Raw genomic sequence first — 17,760 nt, forward strand, 5'->3', positions numbered from 1 at the left:
TCTCCGGTGGCGCTGCTGTCCGTTGTGGCGGCCGGGCGAGGCGCACCAGACAGTCGGCGGTGCCGGCCGGAGGTGACCGGTGTGACCGGTGGGGACGCCCCTTCCCCGTACGACGTCCGCCACCCCTCCTCGGGTGAGCGCAAGCACCCCGAGCCGTGACACAACGGGCGCTGTTCCGAGCGCCGTTGGTCGGTACGCTGCACTCCGGCATCACGGCAGGGGGAGAGGATGACCGGCACGGGGGCGCGGCTGTTGCCGCTGACGGGGGAAGATCCACAGGGCCTGGGGCCCTATCGGCTGCTGGTGCGGCTGGCGGCGGGCGGGATGGGTCGCGTCTATCTGGCCCGCTCCACGGCGGACGGCGGACTGGTGGCCGTGAAGTCGCTCCTCGCGGAGGGGGTCGTCAGCGAGGTCGACCGCAGGCGGTTCGCCCGTGAGGTCACGCTCGCCCGACGCATCAACAGCGCCCACACCGCCAGGGTCAGGGCGGCCGATCCGGAGGCCGAGCGGCCGTGGATGGCCATCGACTACATTCCGGCGCCCTCGCTCGCCGAACTGGTCCGCGTGGCGGGCGTCCTGCCCGCACAGGCCGCCTCCTGGGTGGCGGCCGGTGTTGCGGCGGCGCTGTTCACCCTGCACCGGGAGGGCATAGTCCACCGGGATGTGAAGCCCCAGAACATCCTGCTGCCCGGTTCCGGGGCCCGGGTCATCGACTTCGGCATCTCGCACGCCGTCGATGTCACCCGCACCGGCCTGACGCTGGGCACGATCTCCTTCACCTCGCCCGAGCAGGCGCGCGGTGAGTCGTCCACGGCCGCGTCCGACGTGTACTCCTTCGGCGCCACCCTGTTCCACCTCGCCGTCGGCCGACCGCCCTACCCGGAGGGCGAGGACACGCTGCAACTCCTGGCGAGGGTCGCCCGCGGGGAGATCGACACCACCGGGTTGCCCGCCGCCCTGGACGACGTCGTCCACCGCTGTCTGTCGCTGGAGCCGGCACGGCGCCCCGGCCCGGACGAACTGCTGGCCGAGTTCGCGACGGAGTTGGCCGCGCCGTCGGCCTCGCAGTCCGGTCGGCACTGGCTGCCGGCGAGTTGGGCACGGCTGATGGGGGCGTACGAACGGCAGGGCGCGGAACTCGCGGCGACGCTGGGCAAGGAGGTCAAGGGCGCGCCCCCACGGCCCGACAGGGCACCGGCAGAGCCCAGGCAGCCCGCCTCCCCCACGCCCTCCCCCACGTCCTCTCCCAACGCACGACCGGCCGAAGCGCGATCAGCGGCAGCGCGACCAGCAGACGCACGACCGGCAGGCGCCGTGCCGGCACGGGCACAGCCGGCCCCCGTGCGGTCCGCCGCCGCGCCGTCCCGGGCGCACGCCGCTGCGAGCACGAACGCCGCGCCCCCGGCAGACACCCGTCCCGTACCCGGGGCCGCAGCCAGCCCCCCGCGCCGGGCGAGGGCCGCCACGCGGACCCCACGACCGACTCCCCCGGCGGTCCGTTCCGATGCGGTCCTCCCCGAGGCTGCGAAGGGCAGGGCCCGGGTGGACCATGCCCGGGACGAGCAGATCGATCGAGCCGTCCCGCCAGATCCAACCGGGCCAACCGGGCCAACCGGGCCAGCAGATCCAGCCGGCCCGCCAGATCAGGGCGACCAGGCGTCCGGGCCCGTCACGCCCCGGCGACCGGTGGTCCTGCACCGCTATCCGGCACCGCCGCCCGCGCCGATCCGCCGCTACCCCGTCGCACCCACGGCCAACGGCGAGCACGGCTCCAGGGCCCGTTGGCTGTTCGCCTGCGGGGTGGCGCTCGTACTGATCGTCATCGGAGTCGTGCTGGCCCTCTCCGGGGACGGTGAGGGCGACGGCGACGACCGGAGGCCGGCCGCCTCCTCGTCGGACAGGCCCATCGACCGGGCCAGACACACCGATGCCGGCGACTGTCTGGCGGAGTCGTACCAGTCCGTCGAGGTCGTGTCCTGCGCATCGGAGCGGGCGAGTTGGCGCGTCACCTTCGCGCGGACGGAGGAGTACGACGGTGCGTCGACCACGTCCTGTCCCACGGGCCCGGGGCGTCAGTCGTCCGAGTACATCGACGCGACGCGGCTGCGGACGCTGCTCTGTCTGCGCTCGCTCTGAGCAAGCGCAGGACACGACCGAACGGGCCGTACCGGACGCCCGGTACGGCCCGCTGGAATGCGCCCCGCCGCCCCGGTGCACGCGTGTGCTCCGACGCGGGCGCCGCTGTCGGCGCCGCTGTCAGCCCAGGACGGCGAGCGCGTCGATCTCGATGAGGAGTCCTGCCGGCAGCCCGACGTACACGGTGGTCCGGGCCGATGCGGGGGCCTTGAGGCCCTGCTCCTCGAAGTACGCGTTGTAGATCTCGTTCATCTCGGCGAAGTGGTCGACGTCGGTGAGGTAGACGCGCATCATCATCACGTCGTCCCAGCTCGCGCCGCCCTCCTCCAGGATCGCCTTGACGTTGGCGAAGGTCTGGAGGGTCTGCTCGCGCAGGGTGGGCCCTGCGGGCGTCGGGGCCTGGCCCGCGACGGCGGGCAGGAACCCGACCTGGCCGGCGACCTGGAGGATGTTGCCCTTCTTCACGCCGTGGGAGAACTTGGCGGGCGGGGCGGTGTGGGTGGCGGGGGTGATTGCGGTCTTCTCGGTCATGGAACTACCTTCGGGGCCTTTCGTGCGGGGTGGCTGGGACTCAGTGGGGCGTGACGGAGCCGGAGTACTCCCGGCTGATGGTGTCGGCGGTGCGGCGCACCAGCGGGAGGAGGGTGAGGAGTTCCTCGGCGGTGACGACCACGTTGGGCGCGGACACCGACATCGCGGCGACGACCCGGCCGGCAGCGCCGCGGATGGGCGCGCCGATGCAGTTGATGGATTCCTCGTGCCCGCCGAGGTCGGTGGCCCACCCCTGCTCGCGCACGGCGGCGAGTTCCTTCAGGAAGGCCCCGGCGTTTGGCGTCGAGCGGGACGTGTACATGGGGTAGTCGAGCTTTTCGGCGATGGCGCGGCGCTCGGACTCGGGGAGGTCGGCGAGGAGGAGTTTGGCGACGGCCGCGACGGTGATCGCGACCGGCTTCCCGATGCGGGAGTACATCCGTACGGGATAGCGGCTCTCGACCTTGTCGATGTAGAGGACTTCCCTCTCCTCGTAGACGGCGAGGTGGACGGTGTGCCCGATCTGCTCGTTGAGGGTGATGAGGTGGGGATGGGCGATCTCACGTACGTCGAGGTTCTCCACCGCCTCTTGGGCCAGCGCGAGGAGCCGTGCTCCGAGGCGGTAGCGCTGGTCCTGCTGACGGTAGACGAGCCCGTGGTCGTGGAGGGTACGCAGTAGTCGCAGTGCGGTGGATTTGTGTACGCCGAGGCTCGTCGCGACCTGTCCGAGGTCGGCGGGTCCCTGGGCGAGCAGCGGCAGGATGCTCAGGGCTCGGTCAACGGTCTGGCTCATGGTGTGCGTACCTCCTCATCCACGGCTGAAGTCCAGCCGGGGCCGAGACGAAGTCTCTCCCAGTCGGCGTCGTCGAGTGCCGCGAGCCGGTCCGCGCGGGCGGTGGGGGGCGGCTGTCCGACGTCTCCGGGCACGGTGAGCGCCGCGGCGGCCATCAGATGGCCGTGTCGGATCCGGTCCTTGATCGGCAGTCCGCGCAGGGTGGCGGAGAGGAAGCCCGCGGCGAAGGCGTCCCCGGCACCGACCGCGGCGACGATCTCCACCCGGGGTGCGGGGACGAAGGTGACGGTGTCCACCGGGCTGCCCTCGCCGGTCGTGGTGCCGCCGGGCGCGGTCCCGGCCGCCACAGCCGTCCCGGCCGCCACAGCGGTCGGGTCCACCACCCGGGACCGTGGCTCCGCGCCCGGCTGGAGCGCGGGGAGGGTGGGGAGGGTGGGGAGCACCTGGCCGTCCCGGTCCGCCGCGAAGACGACGGCACCCTTGCCGCCCTGCTTAACCACCAGCAGCGCGGGCTGGGGCAGCGCGTCCCGGATGGCGCGGGCGCCCCGCAGGCCCCAGGCGTGTTCGGCTTCGTCCTCCCCGACGAAGACGAGGTCGGCGCCGCGGGCGAGTTCCAGCAGCACTTCGGCGCCGCGGTCGTCGCGCCACAGCCCGGGGCGGTGGTTGATGTCGAAGGAGACGAGGGGGCGGTCCGCCCGCGGCGCGGTGAGGGTGCGCATGAGGGCCAGGCAGTCGTCGGAGAGTGCGGCGGTGATGCCGGACAGGTGCAGCACGCGGGAGCCGGTGAGGTCCGCGGCGGGCACGGTATCGGGGGACATCGCGGAGGCCGCGGAGCCCGCCCGGTAGTAGACGACCTCGTGGGTGGCGGCGGAGCGGTCGGTGGCCGTGCGGAAGTAGATGCCGGTGGGTCGGCGGGGGTCACGGCCGACGGCGGAGGTGTCGACTCCGTAGGCGGAGATCGCCTCGATCAGATGGTCGCCGAAGCCGTCCCTGCCGACCCTGCTGACCCAGCGCACGCGATGGCCGGCCGTCGCGAGCGCGCAGGCGACATTGGATTCGGCGCCCCCGATGGCGCGGGCGAAGGAGGGGACGTCGGCGAGGCGTCCCGGCCGTGACGGCAGGAAGGTGACCATGGACTCGCCGAGGCAGATGACGTCAGTCGTGGCCACGGTTGCCGTTCCGGTCGGGCTGCTCACCCTGGGGCTCCTCGCGGGATGGGGGGCGGTCGAGTCCATTGACCCGGCACTGCGCCGGATGTTAGACAACATCGAGCAATATGCGCAATGAACGTTGCAAGTAGCGCAACGGTCGTCTCAATGAGGAGGCTCTATGCCCGCCGACCAGCTCGCCCTGCTCCGGCACGAGCGCGTCGACCACCGGTTCAAGGCGCTCCCGCCGGACGCCGTGGGCCTGACAGTCGGCGAACTGGCCTCCGAGCGCCTCAACCTCTTCACCGGCGGCTTCACCACCCCCGTGCTCGCGCTCTCCGCGGAGTCCGTCGAGCACAACCTCACCCTCCTCCAGACCTACTCCGAGCGCCACGGCCTGGCGTTCGCCCCGCACGGCAAGACCTCGATGGCACCGCAGCTCTTCGCCCGGCAGTTGGAACACGGCGCCTGGGGCATCACGGTCGCCGTGCCCCACCAGGCCCGGGTCTGCCGCGCCCACGGCGTCCAACGCATCTTCCTCGCCAACGAGGTCGTCGACGCCGCCGCCCTCTGCTGGCTCGCCGACGAGCTCGCCGACCCCGACTTCACCTTCATCTGCTACGTCGACTCCGTGCGGGGCGTGGAGCTGATGGACGAGGCGCTCACCAGGGCAGGGGCCTGCCGCCCGCTGGGCGTGGTGGTCGAACTCGGCGCCGGCGAAGGTGCGCGCACCGGGGCCCGCACGGAGGCCGAATGCGCCGCCGTCGCGGACGCCGTCGCCGCCGCCCCCTCGCTGCGGCTGGTCGGGGTCGCCGGGTACGAGGGCGAAGTACCGGCCGCCGACGGCACGAGCGTCCGCGCCTGGCTGCGCCGCATGGTCGCGCTCGCCGTCGACTTCGACAAGGCCGGACGGTTCGCCGACACGGACGAGATCGTGATCAGCGCGGGCGGCAGCGCCTGGTTCGACGCCGTCGCGGACGTGTTCGCCGAGATCCCGGAGCTGTCCCGACCAGCGCTGAAACTGCTCCGCTCCGGTGCGTACGTCTCCCACGACGACGGCCACTACCGCCATCTGACGCCGTTCAACCGCGTCCCCGAGGAGGGCGCGCTCCAGCCTGCCTTCCGCCTCTGGGCCCAGGTGGTCTCCCGCCCCTCCCCCGAGCAGGCGTTCATCAACGCGGGCAAGCGGGACGCGGCGTACGACCTGGACCTGCCCGAGGCACAGGTGGTGCGCGACGGGCGCACGGGCGCGATCCGGCCAGCCGACGGCATCAGCGTCAGCGGACTGTCCGACCAGCACGGCTGGGTGCGCACCACCGCGGAGGCCCGGTTGGAGGTCGGGGACTGGATCGGCCTCGGTCTGTCCCACCCCTGCACCGCCTTCGACAAGTGGCAGCTGATCCCGCTGGTCGAGGCGGACGGCACGGTCAGCGACTACATCCGCACCTTCTTCTAGGACCGGGGAGTCCGGAACCATGGATCTCGTCATCCGTGAGGCACGTGTCATCGACGGCACCGGCGGCCCCTCCTACCGCGCCGACGTCGGTGTGCACGAAGGACGGATCGCCGCGATCCGCCGCGAGGGCGACCCGGCCCTGTCCGCACCGCGCACGCTCGACGCCGCAGGGCTCGCCCTGTCCCCCGGTTTCATCGACATGCACGCCCACAGTGACCTCGCGCTGCTGCGCGACCCGGCCCACGAGGCGAAGGCCGCCCAGGGCGTCACACTGGAGGTACTGGGCCAGGACGGTCTGTCGTACGCGCCCGTCGACGACCGGACCCTGGCCGAGGTGCGCCAGGCCATCAACGGCTGGAACGGCGGCGGACCGGGCGATGAGTCCGTGGACTTCGACTGGCGCACGGTCGGCGAGTACCTCGACCGCCTCGACCGCGGCATCGCCGTCAACGCCGCCTACCTCGTCCCCCAGGGAACCGTCCGGATGCACGTCGTGGGCTGGGACGACCGCCCCGCGACCCCCGCCGAACTGGAGCGGATGAAGCAACTCATCGCCGAAGGGCTGGAACAGGGCGCGGTCGGCATGTCGTCGGGCCTGACCTACACCCCCGGCATGTACGCACCCGACGCCGAGCTCACCGAACTCTGCCGAGTCCTCGCCCGGTACGACGCCTACTACTGCCCCCACCACCGCTCGTACGGGGCCGGCGCACTGCGCGCGTACGAGGAGATGGTCACGCTCACCCGGGACGCGGGCTGCGCCCTCCACCTGGCCCACGCCACCATGAACTTCGGAGTGAACAAGGGCAGGGCCGCCGAGCTGCTCGAACTCCTCGACACGGCCATCGACGCCGGCGCCGACATCTCGCTCGACACCTATCCGTACACGCCCGGCTCCACCACGCTCGTCGCCATGCTCCCCAGTTGGGCGAGCGAGGGCGGCCCGGAGGCGACGCTGGCCCGGCTCGCGGACGACGGGAGCGCCGAGCGGATCCGGCACCACCTGGAGGAGATCGGCTCCGACGGCTGCCACGGCGTGCCCATCGAATGGGAGACGATCGAGATCTCCGGTGTCAGCGACCCCGCGTTCGGCCCGCACGTGGGCCGCACGATCGAGCAGAGCGCCCGCGAGCGCGGCGAGAGCCCCTGGACCACGGCACGCAGGCTGTTGATCGGCGACCGGCTCGGCTCCACCATCCTCCAGCACGTCGGCCACGAGGAGAACGTCCGCGCGATCATGCGCCACCGGGTGCACACCGGCGGCAGCGACGGCATCCTCCAGGGCACCAAGCCCCACCCGCGCGCCTACGGCACCTTCCCGCACTACCTCGGTCGGTACGTGCGCGAACTCGGCGTCCTCGGACTGGAGGAGGCCGTCGCACATCTGACCTCGCGCCCCGCGGCCCGGCTTCGGCTGCCGGACCGCGGGCTCGTGCACGAGGGGTACCGTGCGGACCTCGTGCTGTTCGACCCGCTGACGGTCGCCGCCGGATCGACCTTCGACGCCCCGCGGACCCTGCCCGTCGGGATTCCCCACGTACTGATCGACGGCCGGTTCGTGATCGAGGACGGGGTGCGCACGGACGTCCTCGCGGGCCGGTCGGTACGCCGTGTCCCGGGCCGTGTCCCAGGCCGTGTCCCAGGCCGTTGAGCGGATTGTTCAGCGGATTGATCAGCGGCGGGGCAGCAGCTTCGCGGCTGCGTCGGCGACGGGGGCGAGCACCCCACCGGGCGGCGGCTTGATGAGGTTGCGGTCGATTTCCCCGGACGACCGGGCGGTGGTCAGGGGAGCGGCGTGGGCGGTGGCGACCGCCGGGACGACGAGCGCACAGGCGAGGACGGCCACTGCGGTGGCCTTCGTGTAGAGGGTCATGTGGTGTGCAACGTCCCTGCGGGCGGTCAGTCACCGTGTCCGCGTCGATGACACCGGGCGCACCCCGGCGCACCCGCCGTAGTGCGTTCCCTGCCACCGCGCCCGGCACTTCTTCCGACACCTCACCGGACCTGCGCGAACCCGTGCGCGGCCGTCCACTACGGCAAAGGGCGGGCACTTTGCCCTCCATCCGTTACCGGCCAAGGGTTACGGCGTTGTAGCAGCGTGAAGGCCGCAAGTCCTGTGGCCGAGTTCAGATCTGCAAGGAGAACTGATGTCGCGTATCGCGAAGGCCGCTGCCGTCGTCGCCGGCTCGGGCGCCATCCTGGCCGGCGGCGCCGGCCTGGCCGTTGCCGACGCCGGAGCGCACGGTGCCGCTACCCACTCCCCCGGTGTGATCTCCGGCAACGCCATCCAGGTGCCGGTCAACATCCCGATCAACCTCTGCGGCAACACCGTGAACGTCATCGCCCTGCTGAACCCCGCGTTCGGCAACACCTGCGTGAACGCCTCGGATGGCCCCGAAGGCAACGCCTACGGCCACTGAGCCGTTGCACACCCCGAGCACCGAGGCCCCCCTTCCGCGGAAGGGGGGCCTCGGTCCTGTGCTGCCCCGATGGTGTTCCGATGCGGACGCGCCTACGCGTACCGGTACCAGCGGCTGTGGTCCAACAGGTCCGCCGTGGTGGTCCGCCACGGCGGCAGCGGCTCTTCGAGGGCGAAGACCCGACCGCTCTGGGGGTCGGAGGCGGGCAGCGGGGTCCGCGGCAGGTACTCGGCGTTCGGATGCGCCTTCTGCCAGCGCTGCCAGAGCAGATCGATGAAGGAGTGGTGCAGCCAGAACACCGGGTCGTTGGGCGAGGTGGCGCCCAACATCAGCCCGCCCACCCAGCGGTGCACGCGGTTGTGGTTGCGCCAGCGCACGGGGGCGTCCATGCCGCCTTCGGTCCACCCCTCGATGCGGTTGCGGAAGCCGGTGCCCACCGTCGAGTTCCAGGGCGCCGCGTCGTAGACCGGCTCCTTGAGCGCGTCGGCCACGTCCTCCTTGGTGGGCAGGGTGACGGGGTCGGAGGGGCGACCGAGGTTGCGGGTGAGGTACCTGCCGTCGGTCACCCGGGAATTGATGCGCCAGTTCCCGTTGGCGTAGGCGAACGGACCGGTCATCACCTGTCGGTCGCCGACCCGGCCGGTGCCCCCGAGGAAGTCGTCGGCCCACAGCGTGGACGCGGGCGAATCGTCGACCGTCCAGTCCCAGTAGGGGATGCTGACGTCCGCATCGACCTCCTGGAGGGCCCGCTCGAAGTCAAGGAGGAAGGCGCGGTGCCAGGGGAAGAACGACGGCGTCATATGGGCCGCCCTCGGGCCCTCCTCCGCATCGGTGACGTAGAAGTCGCCGTGCATCCGTACGAACTCGTCGTACCGCCCCGATCGTTTGAGCGCCAGCAGCGCGTCGACCAACCGCCGCTTCTCCGTACGGGTCAGGTTCCGCTGGTTCTTGCGGGTGTACACGGGTGTTCGGACCTCCGGGCTCAGTGGGTCTGCGGGACGACGGAGTGCCCCCGGGGTGGCGTGGCCGCCAACTGCGCGGGGCCCAGGTCGTCGACGGCGGCGCGGGCCACGTCGCGCAGCGTCGGGAAGGACTCGTAGTGGTTGACCAGGCTGAGGTAGCTGCCGTCGGCCCGACGCATCACGTGCAGGGGGCGACCGTCGATCCTGACCTCCACGCTGGGCACGGCGACGGGCACCGCACGCGCCCGGTCGTCTCCGTCGACGGGGACCATCACGGTCGCCGTGCCCTCGATGTGCCGGCCCCGGTACACCTCTGCGAACCGTTCGAGACCGGGTGGGCGTGCAACGCCCCGGCGCGGGGGCTGTACCGGCCGGTTGCGGGCGATGATCGGCGCGAGGGCTCCGGCCGTACCCGCGACGACCCCGATCGTGAAGGCGGTGCGCAGCAGGAAGCGGCGGGTCAGGAAGCGTGCGGGCGGACGGTCGAGCAGTGGCATGGACGCGCTCTTTCGCTGGGGCTGTGCATCGATCTGTCAACGAGGGGGCCGCGAAAGGGTTGCTCGTCCGAGTGGCCGGCACCGTGTGGGGACGTTCCCCTGTCCGCAGCAATGTCCGTCGTGGCGTGCCCGCCCGTACGGCGCCGTCAACCAGCATGTTCCCCGTCGTGTTGGACATCCGGCTGTCCCGTTGTGGTTCAGCGTGGTTCGGCACGGCCGCCCTACCCCAGGAGGTGGTGACCATGACGGTCCCGATGCAGGCGCCGGTGTCGACGGCGTTGACGGTCGACGATGTCGATCTCGCCGATCCGTCGTTCTGGCGGCTGCCGCGCGCACAGCGGCTGCGCTCGTTCGCCCTGCTGCGACAGGAGGCCGCCCCACGGCATTTCGGGTCCGAGCCGGGGTTCTACGCGCTCGTGAAGCACGCCGATGTGCAGGAGGCGAGCCGCACCCCCGGGAACTTCGCCAGTGCTCCCGGTGTGACCACGCCCGAACCGGCCGCGTGGGCGAAGGCGGTGTTCGGCAACTCGATGGTCAACATGGACGGCGCCGAGCACGCGGCGCTGCGCAAGATCGTCGCCCGGGCCTTCACTCCCCGACTGCTGGCCGCCGCCGAGGACAACGTGCGCGAGGTGGCCCACCGCATCGTCGCCGAGGTGGTCCGGGACCGCCCGGGGGACTTCGTTGCCTCGGTGGCTTCCCGGATGCCGTTCGAGGTCATCTGCGATCTGATGGGCATTCCCCCGGTGTACCGCCGGCAGATCGCCCGACGCGTCGACGAGGCGTCGCAGAACGTCGGGGTGAAGCGCTCGCGGCTGCGCGTGCCGGGGCGCGGGCTGCACGCGCTGGCCCACATGCAGTGGATGATGGCGCGGCTGGCGAGGGAACGCCGCCGTCGCCCCGCGGACGACCTGGTCTCCGCGCTGGTGTGCGCGGACATCGACGGCGAGGCGCTGACCGCCCGCCAACTGGGGGCGTTCTTCTCCCTGCTGCTGGTCGCAGGGGTGGAGACCACCCGCAACGCCATCGCCCACGGCCTGGTGCTGCTGAGCGACCACCCCGAGCAGCGCGAACTGCTCGCATCGGACTTCGACCGGTACGCCGACGGCGCGATGGACGAGGTCGTACGCCACTCCACGCCCATCATCCAGTTCCGCCGCACGGTGAGAACCGCATGTGCCCTGGGCGGCCGGGAATTCGTACCGGGCGAGAAGGTGGTCCTCTTCTATGCGTCGGCCAATCGCGATGAAAGGGTGTTCGACGATCCGGACGCATTCGACATCACCCGGAATCCCAATCCCCATCTGGGATACGGGGGTGGCGGACCGCACTACTGTCTGGGAGCCCATCTGGCCCGACAGGAAATGAGGGCGATCTTTCATGAACTGTTGACCGTGTCATCGGGACTGAGGGCCACGGGTGCGGCGGAGTTGATCGATTCCAGTTTCGACAACCGGGTGAAGTCGCTGCCGTTCGCATGTGGACCGGCCGAGCAGGGCCGGCCCAGGTGCGAAGGGGGTGTCGTCGAGCGCCCGCAGTGAGCGCGGATTCCCCGGCCCCGAAGCGTTCTCGGGCCGGGGACGCGCAGCCCTGCCGTCAGCGGCGCAGTTGGCTCACCGGCAGCAGGACGTGGCCGGAGGCCATCAGCGTCTCCTCGTCGCCCAGGAACGCCTGGAGGGTCTCCTCGCTGATGGGCTCGCCGGGGGTGGCGGCGGCCCACGGGCGGGCCGCGATGATGAGGTGGACGTGTCCCCGCTGGTCGACCGCGGTCAGCCACTCCTTCGGGGCGGGGCACTGGGCACTCAGATACGGCATGGTGAGGACGGCCTGACCGCCCTCGACCAGCAGTCTGATCGGCGAGTTGAAGGAGCCCGTCGTCGCATCGGTCATCGCCGATCCGACCCTCAGTCCCACCTTCTCGATGAGCGCTCGCAGGGCCGTTTCGCTCACGCCGTCCGCCCCCGCCCCATCACCCAGGGAATAGACGAGCAGATACGGCATGTCATATCCGGCTTCGGGGTCACCGGTCCAGGCGAGTACGGAAAGGGTGCCCAACTGGCTTCGCTGGACGGATGATTGGGTGGAGTTCGCAGTGGTCATGGATCGGCACCTTAGTGCCCGATCCCTTGTGGTCGGGCCCTGCGTTCACCTGGATGGTGGAAAGTGGAGTTGCCATGACACGGTGGTGCTCCCCAGAGTGGAGAAGAACCGTGTGATGCGAGCATCCTCCGGAACTTCGAACACCAACCAACCCTGCGTTTGTTCGCCTGCCGCGACCGTGTTCCATTTCAGGGGAATTCCCGTGGTGATTCCCGCCGTACGGGTCGCCGTATGGCGTTTTCCCTGCTCGTCCACGACCCACGCCTGGGCCCGGGAGGCGTCGTACGGCTTGCCGCCGACATTGGCGAGGGTGACGTCCACCGCGATCCGACGGTGTCCCGCCGCCGGCTTCTTCGCGGTGGTGCCGGTGGCGACGGCCGGATCGACGAAACCGAGCACGGAGATGCGCAGGTGCTCGCCGAACGCGCGGCCCCCGATGTTCACCGAGTCGCCGATCCAGGCGGGACCGGTCTGCTTCCCCTTGGCGTCGGTGGCGGGTGCGCCGGCCGCATGGGTGCGCTCGACGCGGTCGGTCCGTTCGTCCCGCTCGCCCCAGATGCTCTGGCAGGCGGTGGCGGTACCCATCACGAGCGCCGAAGCCAGCAGCGCGGAAGTGATGTGTCGTCGCATCGGTCCCCTTAGGACGGGCGTGAGCGAGCCCCTTGGGTCGCCCCGGATTCTGAGTGGCGGGCCGTGGAGTCTCCCAGTGGGGGCTCCGACGGCGCGGCCCGCTGGATGATGGGCCGTTTTCCGTATCTTCTCGACCCTTCGGCCCGAAGTCCCCCATCGACGGCCCGTGTCGTGGGGCGTGTCACCCGCAGGGGGCACGCCACGGCATCAGCGGACCACGTGGGCGGGGCGCACAGGATCGGCGCACATCTCCGGGTCACGCTCGGGGGGCGCACTCCGAGTGGTCTTGTGGGCGTGAAGTCCGATCAACGGGAGAGGTCGCGGACGCGGACTCGAAATATCGTTCCTGCGGTACTCCGGCATCGACGTTCGTCAGTGACTTCCCCCAGGGGCCGGGCGTTGGCCGACACATGGCGAGGACTACCGGACCTGCCCGATGGCAGCGCGTTCAGACGCTTCAGCCCCCACGGGCGCATTCCCAGCCGCGTCCCCAGCCGGACCCGCGGCCCCTGGGCCCACCCCACGAGGAGATCCCGATCTACGAGCAACTCGCCCAGGAGTGGGCCGCGGCCGGACGTACCCTCCCCGGGGTGCCCGACCTGGAGTGGGTCCGTCTGATCCAGTTCCCGGTGCGCCCGCCCGTCCCACCCGGCCACGGCCCCGCTCCCGCACCGCACCGCAGTTGGTTCCAGAGCAGACCCCCGTACTGAGCCGGGGGCTGTGGGGTGGGAACTCCCGCAGCCCCCGATGGGATCACCAGCCCCGGTGGAGTCAGCGCTCGTGCACAGCAGCCGGCTCCTCCACCGGACGGACGGTCGCGGCAGGGCGGGGCAGCAACGGGGTACGACGGACCCGTAGCCGTCCACGGGCTCCCGCCACCAACCGGCGGGCGGTGTAGGTCGCCCCGTAGACGAAACGCATCGAGGGCCCGAAGGAAGGGGCGCTCAACAGTCCGGCGAAGAACAGCCCCGGGCAGGAGGACTCGAATCCGGCGTTGAGCTCAGGGGCCCGGCCGACGCCCAGGGTGGCGATCGCACGGCGCAGGGGGGCGTCCAGGAGGGCGAGCCGGTCGAGGTCGGGGGTGAAGCCCGTGGCTGCGATGACGTGATCGGTCTCCACCACGGACGTCGTGGCGTCCGGTCCGGCGAGTGTCAGTCGTACGCGTCCGTCGTGCACCGCGGCGCCGTGCAGCCGGTGCCCGAGCAGGGCGGGCACCTGGCGTTCGTAGCGCTCCCTGAGCCACCAGGCACCCGCCGGGCCCAGCGCGGTGCGCGCGATGCGCTCCCGGGTCGAAGCGGGCAACGTCCGTACCGCCCACGGCAGCTGTGCGTAGGACCAGGTGGTCCAGCCGCTGCCGAGGCCGCTGATCGGGGTCCGCGCCGAGTGCAGGGCACCACGGTCGAGAGGGAGCGGAACGGTGTTCCAGCGCACGTGATCGGCACGGGCGACGAGCCGTGGCCGCGCGCCCTGTTCGGCGAGGAGGGTCGCGGTCTCCAGCGCCGCCTGCCCCGCGCCGATGACCGTGACCTCCCGGTCCCGGAAGGCGGAGAGGTCGTGGTGCGCACTGCTATGGGTGGCGTGCTCGGCGGACAGGTCGGCCAGTGGCTGCGGGACCCGGACGAACGGCAGTACGCCCACCGCGACCACGACCGTGCGGGCGCCGATGCTGTCCCCGTCGGCGGTCCGCACCGCGAAGCCGTTCCCGGCGGCGGCGACCGAGGTGACCGTTCGCTCGTCGACCTCGGGCACCGCGCGTCGGGCGAACCACAGGCCGTACTCGGTGAACGCACCGATCGGCAGCGGACTCCCGTGGACCGCCTCGAAGCCACGTTCCGCACTGAACCGGCCGAGCGTATGACGGTCGGCGGGGTCGCTGAGGTTCGACGCCCAGGGCTCGGACTTGAGGAACATGCCGCTCGGCATGTGGTCCCGCCAGGACTCCATGGTCCGGCCGAAGATGCGGATGCTCATGCCGGCAGCCGCCGCGTGCGCGGCGACGGACAGGCCGTAGGGTCCGGCGCCGATCACTGCCATGTCGTACATCGTGGGTTCCTTCACGGGGGTCGAGGGAGCGGGAGCGGGTCAGGGAAGCGGGGGCACGTGGTCCGGCTCCCGGGGGCGCTGCGCAGGGCGCGGAACCCGGCGCGGCAGGAGGGCCGGGGGCCGCAGCCGCCGGCCGGCCTTGACCGCTCCGCGCCCGAGCCAGGCGCGGAGCATGGCGAGGAAGGGCCGCGGATCGTCACCGGCGTACCAGGCGGTCTCCCAGCCGGGCCGCCCCGCCGGTGTGCCCACCCCGGCCGCAGCGGTCCCGCCGCCCTGGCGCGGGCCGTGGGCGGGAGTTGTGGCAGGGGCGTGCCGCGGCCGTTCGGCCCGTTGCCCCACGGCCGTGCCACGGCCCCTGCGGCTGTCACGCCCGACCGTCCCGGCCGTCCGGGGCTCCTCGGGCCGTGGCCGCGTCCCCAGCGACATCGCTGCGGAGAGCAGCGCATAGTTCTCGGCCACGAAGACCCGCCCCGGTCTACCGGCCGACTGCGGCACCCGCTGTCCGGTCAGATCGAGGTACTGGGCCCGGACGACATCGAGCCCGCCGGCATCGGTGAAGAGTCGGAACTGCGCCCCCGGGCGCGGGTTGACGTCCAGCAGTTGGTACGAACCGGTGCCCCGGTCACGGCGGAAGTCGAGGTCGAGGATGCCCCGGTAGCCGACCTGGCGGACGAGCCGCCGTGCAGCGTCCTCGACTTCTGCGTTGGGGTGCCAGCGGCCCTTGGCGGTGAGACCCGTCCGAGCGGGCCAGGACAGTTCCTTGAGCCCGCTGCCGCCCACCAGACAGCGGGGGCCCACCGGCTCGCCCGTCTTGGCGTGATCGGCCGGCGGGTCGGAGAAGTAGCCGTGGAAGAACCAGTCCGTGCGCGGCGCGTCGGGGACATAACGCTGGAGGAGCAGTGGGCTGCCGGCGCACTCAGCCCGCCCGTAGAGCTCCCGGGCCGCGGCGGGAGAGCGCACCAGGGTGGTGCTGCGCAGTCCGCTCACGGGGCTGAGCAGCCACGGGCGACTCCACTTCGCCACCAGTGGCAACCCCAGCACGCCCACCGCATCGGCGGCTTCGTCGGCGCTCCCCGGCACCACGCTCGACGGGTGGCCGATCCCTGCGCGCGCACAGACCGCCGCGAGTTCCGCCTTGTCGGCGAGGAGCCCCGGGAGTCCGACCGGTTGTGACGGCAGCAGATAGCGGTCCCTCAACAGAGCCCGGTGCGCGGCCACGTGGATGGCGCTCGCGTCGTCCATGGCGATGAGCACGGCTGTCGTGCCGATCCGGTCGGACACCCGCAGGAGCAGTTCGGTGAACTCCCGTGCCCCGAGGGGCCCGGGCGGGGCGAGGTGCGCGCCGCGCAGAAAGCGGGAGCGCACCACGGGGCTGTCAGCCGCCTCGACCACGGCATGGACTTCGACACCGGCGCGCCCCAGCGATCGGACGGCGCCCAGGGTGCCGTGGTGAAAGGGGTTGCGGTCGAGGCGGAGCACCAATGCGGGCACTTGTGCGTCGAACGTTCGGATCAGCGTCATGACGTTCACCTGGATGGTCCTGAATATCGCTAGGACTTATCACGAATGGGTTACTGACGTGTCGTCAATAAGCTCACTAGTAGGACTTTCCGCCTACGGTCTGGTACGCCGTTAAATCAGCGGCGGTTTCGCCCCCGCGGATTCGCTTGCCGGGGGCGAACGGCTTTCCTAAGGAGGAGCTATGAACCGTCGGCGCCGTCTCACGGGTATCTCCATCGGGACGATTGCCGTCAGCCTCCTCGCCTCAACGGGCGCGTGGGGAGTACAGATGGCTGGCGTGGCCCGCGCCGCGGAGGTCGATCCCGTTCCGCCCGCCGCGTCCGCCACCGCCACCGCCATGGGCGCCTATCTCACCTACGGGGCCGACGGCGTACGGCGCATCGAGCAGTTCTCGCGCTGGCTGGGCGGGGCGCAACTTCGGGTAGGGCACACCTATCTGCCCGGCGACCGGTGGAGCAACATCGAAGGAGCACCCCTGTTCCTGCGGGACTGGGCGCACTGGCGACGCAGTGCCGCCGATCGAATGCTGGTGCTCAACGTGCCCATGATGGAGCGGAACGAGGCCCGGCTCAGTGACTGGGAGGTCGCCCGTCTGCTCAGGGCCGGTGCGGCGGGTCACTTCGATCACCATTTCCGGACGCTGGCCGAACGACTGGTCAATCTGGGGGTTCCGGACACGGTGATCGTGCTCGGATGGGAGATGAACGGCACCACCTACAGCCACCGCTGCGGTCCCGACCCCCGCTCGTGGCGAACGTACTGGAAACGCATCGTCACGACGATGCGTTCTGTTCCGGGTCAGTCGTTCCGCTTCGATTTCGCCCCGAACAGGGGTACGGACGCGATTCCCTGGACCGATTGTTACCCCGGTGACGAGGTGGTGGACATCATCGGGATGGATTCCTATGACCAAGCGCCCGGAAAGACATTCGAGGAGCAGGCGTCGGCACCGTACGGACTCTACAAGCAGGTGGAATTCGCGGCGGCCCACAACAAGCAGATCTCATACCCGGAGTGGGGACTCTTCCGGAACGGCGACAACCCCGACTATATGCGGGGGATGCTGGAATGGATCGCACGGCACAAGCCGCTGTACCAGACCATCACGGACTACTGTCCCCACGGCGTCTGGCAGTGCGGCAACAACCCCGAGTCGTCGAAGGTCTACCGTTCCATGCTGCTGGGGCAGCCGGGTACGGTGCCGACGATCCCGCCCGTACCGACCGTGCCGCCCCTTCCCACGCCGTTCCCCACGCCCTCGGTTCCCACCCCCACGATTCCCACACCGTCCGCTCCCCCTCCCTTCCAAACGCCATTCCCCACGCCTTCCGCGCCGACGCCCGCAGCACCTTCCGCTCCGGCACCTTCCGCTCCCGCGCCGTCCGCACCCGTGTCCTCCGCTCCAACGCCGTCGGTACCCGCGCCTTCGGTGACGGCCCCCGCCCAACCGACCCCGCAGGCACCGACCCCGAGCACACCCGTGCCGTCCACACCCGTGCCATCGGCTCCCGCTCCTTCGGCTT

The 17,760-nt window shown here is 71.2% G+C and carries 16 protein-coding genes and 1 pseudogene; 7 read left to right on the forward strand and 10 right to left on the reverse strand.

Annotated elements, in window-relative coordinates; translation table 11 throughout:
- Positions 1–228: 228 nt before the first annotated feature.
- Positions 229–2,136: a protein kinase gene (locus ABZ348_RS04885; protein ID WP_358929373.1), complete on the forward strand. Its 1,908-nt coding sequence runs from the start codon at positions 229–231 to the stop codon at positions 2,134–2,136.
- 120 nt (positions 2,137–2,256) lie between these two features.
- Here ABZ348_RS04885 and ABZ348_RS04890 read toward each other — a convergent pair whose 3' ends face one another.
- From ABZ348_RS04890 to ABZ348_RS04900, 3 genes are read right to left on the reverse strand one after another with little or no spacing between them, the layout of a single operon-like run.
- Positions 2,257–2,667, reverse strand: a complete 411-nt coding sequence (locus tag ABZ348_RS04890; protein ID WP_358929375.1) for a RidA family protein — start codon at positions 2,665–2,667, stop codon at positions 2,257–2,259.
- A gap of 40 nt (positions 2,668–2,707) precedes the next feature.
- Positions 2,708–3,460: an IclR family transcriptional regulator gene (locus tag ABZ348_RS04895; RefSeq protein ID WP_358929377.1), complete on the reverse strand. Its 753-nt coding sequence runs from the start codon at positions 3,458–3,460 to the stop codon at positions 2,708–2,710.
- On the reverse strand, positions 3,457–4,656 hold the full coding sequence (locus ABZ348_RS04900) for a sugar kinase (RefSeq protein ID WP_358929379.1): 1,200 nt from the start codon (positions 4,654–4,656) through the stop codon (positions 3,457–3,459). Before ABZ348_RS04900 ends, ABZ348_RS04895 begins: the two co-directional genes overlap by 4 nt.
- 133 nt (positions 4,657–4,789) lie before the next feature.
- Between ABZ348_RS04900 and ABZ348_RS04905 the strand changes: the two genes are divergently transcribed.
- Both ABZ348_RS04905 and ABZ348_RS04910 read left to right on the forward strand, forming a co-directional pair.
- Entirely contained in the window at positions 4,790–6,064 is a 1,275-nt protein-coding gene (locus ABZ348_RS04905) for an alanine racemase (RefSeq protein WP_358929381.1), read from the forward strand.
- Positions 6,065–6,083: 19 nt separating this feature from the next.
- Positions 6,084–7,715, forward strand: coding sequence for a D-aminoacylase (locus tag ABZ348_RS04910; protein ID WP_358929383.1), 1,632 nt, complete (start codon positions 6,084–6,086; stop codon positions 7,713–7,715).
- 21 nt (positions 7,716–7,736) lie between these two features.
- Here the strand turns inward: ABZ348_RS04910 and ABZ348_RS04915 are convergent, their stop codons facing one another.
- Complete coding sequence (locus ABZ348_RS04915; RefSeq protein ID WP_358929385.1) at positions 7,737–7,937, reverse strand: hypothetical protein; 201 nt, start codon at positions 7,935–7,937, stop codon at positions 7,737–7,739.
- A gap of 274 nt (positions 7,938–8,211) precedes the next feature.
- On the opposite strand from ABZ348_RS04915, the gene ABZ348_RS04920 reads away from it, so the two are divergent.
- Positions 8,212–8,484, forward strand: coding sequence for a chaplin (locus ABZ348_RS04920; RefSeq protein ID WP_358929387.1), 273 nt, complete (start codon positions 8,212–8,214; stop codon positions 8,482–8,484).
- A gap of 92 nt (positions 8,485–8,576) precedes the next feature.
- Here the strand turns inward: ABZ348_RS04920 and ABZ348_RS04925 are convergent, their stop codons facing one another.
- Both ABZ348_RS04925 and ABZ348_RS04930 read right to left on the reverse strand, forming a co-directional pair.
- Positions 8,577–9,446: a tyrosinase family protein gene (locus tag ABZ348_RS04925; RefSeq protein ID WP_358929389.1), complete on the reverse strand. Its 870-nt coding sequence runs from the start codon at positions 9,444–9,446 to the stop codon at positions 8,577–8,579.
- A gap of 20 nt (positions 9,447–9,466) precedes the next feature.
- Positions 9,467–9,943: a tyrosinase family oxidase copper chaperone gene (locus ABZ348_RS04930; protein WP_358929391.1), complete on the reverse strand. Its 477-nt coding sequence runs from the start codon at positions 9,941–9,943 to the stop codon at positions 9,467–9,469.
- A gap of 242 nt (positions 9,944–10,185) precedes the next feature.
- On the opposite strand from ABZ348_RS04930, the gene ABZ348_RS04935 reads away from it, so the two are divergent.
- Positions 10,186–11,484, forward strand: a complete 1,299-nt coding sequence (locus ABZ348_RS04935; RefSeq protein WP_358929393.1) for a cytochrome P450 — start codon at positions 10,186–10,188, stop codon at positions 11,482–11,484.
- A gap of 55 nt (positions 11,485–11,539) precedes the next feature.
- On the opposite strand, the gene ABZ348_RS04940 is transcribed toward ABZ348_RS04935, so the two are convergent.
- Positions 11,540–12,043 (reverse strand): DUF5949 family protein, encoded by a 504-nt coding sequence (locus ABZ348_RS04940; protein WP_358929395.1) that lies wholly within the window; start codon positions 12,041–12,043, stop codon positions 11,540–11,542.
- Positions 12,044–12,088: 45 nt separating this feature from the next.
- Positions 12,089–12,673, reverse strand: a complete 585-nt coding sequence (locus ABZ348_RS04945; protein WP_358929397.1) for a DUF4352 domain-containing protein — start codon at positions 12,671–12,673, stop codon at positions 12,089–12,091.
- A gap of 410 nt (positions 12,674–13,083) precedes the next feature.
- On the opposite strand from ABZ348_RS04945, the gene ABZ348_RS04950 reads away from it, so the two are divergent.
- A complete protein-coding gene (locus ABZ348_RS04950) occupies positions 13,084–13,383 on the forward strand; it encodes a hypothetical protein (RefSeq protein WP_358929399.1) in 300 nt (99 codons plus the stop codon).
- Between the two features lie 61 nt (positions 13,384–13,444).
- Here ABZ348_RS04950 and ABZ348_RS04955 read toward each other — a convergent pair whose 3' ends face one another.
- Both ABZ348_RS04955 and ABZ348_RS04960 read right to left on the reverse strand, forming a co-directional pair.
- Positions 13,445–14,716: an NAD(P)-binding domain-containing protein gene (locus ABZ348_RS04955; protein ID WP_358929401.1), complete on the reverse strand. Its 1,272-nt coding sequence runs from the start codon at positions 14,714–14,716 to the stop codon at positions 13,445–13,447.
- A gap of 39 nt (positions 14,717–14,755) precedes the next feature.
- Complete coding sequence (locus ABZ348_RS04960; protein ID WP_358929403.1) at positions 14,756–16,237, reverse strand: ATP-grasp domain-containing protein; 1,482 nt, start codon at positions 16,235–16,237, stop codon at positions 14,756–14,758.
- A 181-nt stretch (positions 16,238–16,418) separates the two neighbouring features.
- Between ABZ348_RS04960 and ABZ348_RS04965 the strand changes: the two are divergent.
- Positions 16,419–17,567, forward strand: a pseudogene (locus tag ABZ348_RS04965) (glycosyl hydrolase); the annotation flags it as partial.
- Between the last annotated feature and the right edge of the window lie 193 nt (positions 17,568–17,760).

This window comes from Streptomyces sp. NPDC005963 (assembly GCF_040638655.1).
GTDB lineage: Bacteria > Actinomycetota > Actinomycetes > Streptomycetales > Streptomycetaceae > Streptomyces.